The following is a 4,288-nucleotide window of genomic DNA, read 5'->3' as shown; positions in this document are numbered from 1 at the left end:
GGACGGGGGCACTCCCGGGGTCGGGCGCCCCCGTGATGTCGAGTACGGCGTCCGTCACCACTGACCGCCACCACTGACCGCCGCCACCGACCGCCGCCGCGGTGGCCGGGCGGCCGGGGACGGATGCGGCGGCGGCAGGCGGGTTCTATGCTCGGATTCCGTTGCCCGCGGCACCCCGAGCGCCCCGCCACCGCGTATCGGGAGCCCGACGGACGCCACCGCGAGGGGATGCCATGCCAGACCGGGGAGCCACCAGGGCCGCCAGGGCGGAGGCCCGCAACCGGCCCGGAGAGCTGGCGCTGTCGTTCGGCATCATCGCGCTGGTCTTCTCGTTCCTGCCGACCCTCGGCGAGCTGGTCGCGGCGCCCGCCGCCCTGCTGGCGATCGTTCTCGGGCTGATCGGCGCGCGGCTGAGCGAGCGGGGCGCGGCCACCAACCTCGGGCGTTCACTGGCCGGGGTCACCCTCGGTATCGTCGCGCTGCTGATCGTGGTGCTGGTGTTCGCGGTGACGCTGGGTCCGGTGCGCTGACCGGCCGCGCGGCCCCGCCGGGGGCCGTCCGCGCCCCGCCCGCCTTCACTGCGCGAGGAAGCGCAGCAGCTCCTCGTTGAACCGGTCGGCGTGCGTGACGTTCAGCCCGTGCGGTGCGCCCTCGACCAGCACCAGCTGACTGCCGACGATCGCCTCGTGGCTGCGCCGCCCGCTCACCTCGAACGGCACGATCCCGTCGGAGTCGCCGTGGATGACCAGCGTCGGGATGTCGATCGCCGCGACCTCCTCGCGGAAGTCCGTGCGGGCGAAGGCTCCGATGCACTCCAGCGTGGCGGTCGGCGACGCCGGCACGGCCATCGCCAGCGCGTCCGCGTGCTGTGCGGGGCTGACCAGGTCGTCGCGGTCGCCCGCCTGGAAGAACTGGGTGACGAAGGAGTCCAGGAACGCCGGCCGGTCGGAGCGGACGCCGTCCTCGAACTCCGCGATGGTGGCGTCGTCCAGACCGCCCTCCGGGTTGTCCCCGGTCTTGTGGAGGTAGGGCGGGACGGCCGCCGCGAGCACCGCGCGGCTCACCCTGGCGGTGCCGTACCGCGACAGATAGCGGACCACCTCGCCGCCGCCCATGGAGAACCCGACGAGCGTCACGTCGCGCAGGTCCAGCGCGTCCAGCAGGGCGGCGAGGTCGGCGGCCAGGGTGTCGTAGTCGTACCCGTTCGCGGGCTGTGAGGACTGGCCGAAGCCGCGGCGGTCGTAGGTGACCACCCGGTGGCCGGCGGTGGTCAGGACATCCACCTGCTGCTGCCAGGACCGTCCGCTCAAGGGCCAGCCGTGGACCAGCACCACGGGGCGGCCGGAGCCGGCGTCCTCGTAGTGCAGCTCGACGTCGGCGATGTCCGGGCGGTCGCTCTTCACGCTGATGCTGGGCATGGTCGTCCTTCGCTCGGTGGGCCCGCGGTGGGGTCGTGTGGTGGGCCGTGCTGTGGCTGTTGGCCCTACCCGGCGCCGTGCCCGCTGCCCCGGCGCGGCACCCGTCTTCACCCGCGTCACCACTCGTTCAGCTCTTCGCGCTGCTCCGACCGCCGCAGCGGGGCGGCCCGGGGCGCACCACCGCCGGCGCCGCCCCGAGCCAGGCGGCCACCTCGGCCGGGGTGGCCGGGCCGAGGAAGCGCAGGTAGTCACGGACGAGTCCGTTGGTGCCCGACGCGCTCTCCGGCGGCGGGAACGGCGGCGCCAGGGGCGCCAGCACGGTGGTGCGGCGCTCGCCCACCGAGACGCCGACCCCGCCGGCCAGCCCCGCCTGCTGGAACAGCAGCCCGGAGATGTGCCGCGCACCGCACCTTTCGCACCAGTAGGTCAGCGAGGGAGGGACCGCCGCGCTCACCGCGCCGCTGACCTCGCCCTTGCTCATCGGGGCCGTCACCACCGAGCGGAACGCCCCGGCCGTCGCCCGGAACGCCGCGAGGCCCAGCCGTGCGCCGTCCCGGATCACCCCGGTGTCGATCCGCCGTCGGGCGTCCGCGTCGTCCAGCGGCCACAACGCGGCTGCCAGGCGCGGCAGTTCCGTCCGCCGGTGCAGATGCGGGGCGCCGCGCAGCGACCAGACGAGCTCCAGGCCCGCGGTCGAGGCGCCGCGTGCGGCCAGCGCCTGCCGGGCGGAGCCGTACGGCGTGTCCCGCACGCCCAGCGCCAGCACGTCCGGTGCCGGGGACGACCGGTCGAGACCGTGGGCCGCCACGCGGTGGGCCAGTACCTGTTCCCGGCTGACCTCCGGACCACCCGTGACACCCATGCGGGCCCCTCTCCTGCCGCCGGTTTGGCACGCTACGCCCGCGTCACACCGCCCGCACCCGGAGCACCCGGAGCACCCGGAGCACCCGGAGCACCCGGAGCACCCGGAGCACCCGGAGCACCCGGAGCACCCGGGGCGCCCGGGACCGGTGCCGCGCGCGGGGAACGTGCGGGTGGAGCGGACCGTTGGGGAGGATGGCTGTGCGGTGCAGCGATCTCGCGCGTCCGGGTGCGTCACAGGCCACCGCGACGTGCCGAACACGGGGGTGGGACATGACGTCCGGTGGCGACGCGAACGGCGGTGCGCTGCTGGTGCTGGACCGGCTGGTGCACGGCTACGGGGACCGGCGCGTCCTGCGCTCGGTCTCGCTGACCGTCGCCCCCGGGGAGCGCGTGGCGGTGCTCGGGCACAACGGGTGCGGCAAGACCACACTGCTGCGGCTGGCGGCGGGCCGGGAGACGCCGACCGAGGGCGGCGTGTGGTTCGGCGGCGGACCGCTCGACGAGGACGATCCGGGCACGCGTGCCCGGATCGCCACCGTGCTGGACGCCGCCGCCCACTATCCGGACCTCACCGTCCGCGAGCATCTGCTGTTCGTGGCGCTCGCGCACGGTCTGGGCGAGGCGTCGGAGGCGGCTGTGGCGGGCGTGCTCGCCGACCACCTCCTCGACGGGCACGCGGACGCGCTGCCCTCCTCTCTCTCCTCGGGCCAGACGCAGGCGCTGCTGCTCGCCGCCGCGTTCGTCCGGCCGCACGAACTGCTGCTGCTGGACGAACCGGAGCAGCGGCTCGACACGCGCGCCCGCCGCGCGCTGGGAGACCGGCTGCTGGCGCACAAGGCACGCGGTGCGGCGGTCCTGATGGCGTCCCATGACGGCGACCTCGCCCACCGGGTCGCCGACCGGGTGCTCGTGCTGGACGCCGGGCGGACGGTTGTCTCGCGACAGGGGGCGGTGGCGCGACCGGTTTCGCGACCGGGGGAGGCGCCGCGTTCGGAGGCGGTGGCGCGTTCGGAAGCGGTACCGCCCCCGGACCCGCTGCCGCCGCAGGGGCCCGGGGCGCGGGCCGATCCCGGGGGCGCGCGGTGGACGTGACCACCCGGGCCGCGCTGGGGCACCTGCGGGAGGCAGGCCGGGCCCGGCGGCGGGCGCGCCGCCGCGACGCGGCCACGGCGGGCTACGCCCTCGCGATTCTCGCCGCGTTCCTGGTCGTTCCCCGGTTGCCGATGGTGGCCGGCGACACCGGCTGGGGTGCGGCGGTCGACCTGCCCGGCCTCACCACCGCACCGGCGGTCGCGCTTCCCGCGCTCGGCGCGGCGCTCCTGCTGCTGGCCGTGCGCGACGCCGCGTGGCGCGGCCCGGTGGGCGTCGACCAGGCGACGGCCTGCTGGGCGCTGCCGCAACCGCTGGACCGGCGGCGGCTGTTGCTGCCGCGCCTGGTGGCGGCCGGGCTGCGCGCCGCGCTGGTCGGCGCGCTGCTCGGGGCGGCTGCCGGGCTGGTGCTCGGCGCCCTGCCGGAGGCCACGGCCGGGGCGGTGGCGGCGGCCGCCGCCGGCGCCTGGGCGGGAGGGACGCTGGGCCTGGGGTGCGTGGTGGTCGGTGTCGCCGTGGAGCGGCACGACCGGGTGGTGCTCCGTGCGGGGCGGCGGCTGTTCCGGGTGACCTGGGCCGTGGTCGTCGCGCTGACCGTGCCGGCGGTGTGCGCGCTCTTCGTCGAACTCCCCGCCTGGGCGGGGCAGCTGATGCTCGTCTCCGGGCCGTGGGGCTGGGGTGTGCAGCCGTTGGTGGCGGTGACCGGCGGGTCGGCGCCACTGTGGATACCGGCGGTCCTCGCCCAGACCGCGGCGCTGGCGGTGGCGGGCGTGTGGTGTGCGCGGGAGGTCGGGCGGATACCGGGGGAGGCGCTGCGCCGGCGGGCGCGGGTGGCGGAGTCCGTGGCGGCGTCGGTCTTCTCGCTGGACCTGCGCGGGGCGGGACGGGCGATCCGCGCGGCGCACCCGGGCGGCGGG

At 76.7% G+C, this 4,288-nt stretch carries 5 protein-coding genes; 3 read left to right on the top strand and 2 right to left on the bottom strand.

Annotation, left to right across the window (positions count from 1 at the left end):
* Positions 1 to 233: 233 nt before the first annotated feature.
* Positions 234 to 530, top strand: a complete 297-nt coding sequence (locus E0D90_RS24130) for a hypothetical protein (protein WP_219806340.1) — start codon at positions 234 to 236, stop codon at positions 528 to 530.
* 45 nt (positions 531 to 575) lie between these two features.
* Here E0D90_RS24130 and E0D90_RS24125 read toward each other — a convergent pair whose 3' ends face one another.
* Both E0D90_RS24125 and E0D90_RS24120 read right to left on the bottom strand, forming a co-directional pair.
* Positions 576 to 1,418: an alpha/beta fold hydrolase gene (locus E0D90_RS24125; protein ID WP_130800073.1), complete on the bottom strand. Its 843-nt coding sequence runs from the start codon at positions 1,416 to 1,418 to the stop codon at positions 576 to 578.
* A 127-nt stretch (positions 1,419 to 1,545) separates the two neighbouring features.
* Complete coding sequence (locus E0D90_RS24120) at positions 1,546 to 2,280, bottom strand: DNA glycosylase AlkZ-like family protein (RefSeq protein WP_130800072.1); 735 nt, start codon at positions 2,278 to 2,280, stop codon at positions 1,546 to 1,548.
* 272 nt (positions 2,281 to 2,552) lie between these two features.
* Here E0D90_RS24120 and E0D90_RS24110 point away from each other — a divergent pair, with 272 nt between their 5' ends.
* Positions 2,553 to 3,374: an ATP-binding cassette domain-containing protein gene (locus E0D90_RS24110; RefSeq protein WP_130800071.1), complete on the top strand. Its 822-nt coding sequence runs from the start codon at positions 2,553 to 2,555 to the stop codon at positions 3,372 to 3,374.
* The coding region (locus E0D90_RS24105; RefSeq protein ID WP_227870459.1) for a DUF6297 family protein at positions 3,365 to 4,288 on the top strand (924 nt) is incomplete at its 3' end. The genes E0D90_RS24110 and E0D90_RS24105, both read left to right, overlap by 10 nt.

The sequence above is a fragment of the Streptomyces otsuchiensis genome (genome assembly GCF_004305975.1).
Lineage (GTDB): Bacteria > Actinomycetota > Actinomycetes > Streptomycetales > Streptomycetaceae > Streptomyces > Streptomyces otsuchiensis.
The sequence above is the reverse complement of the archived record's forward strand: the minus strand, read 5'-3'. Positions and strand labels throughout refer to the sequence as shown.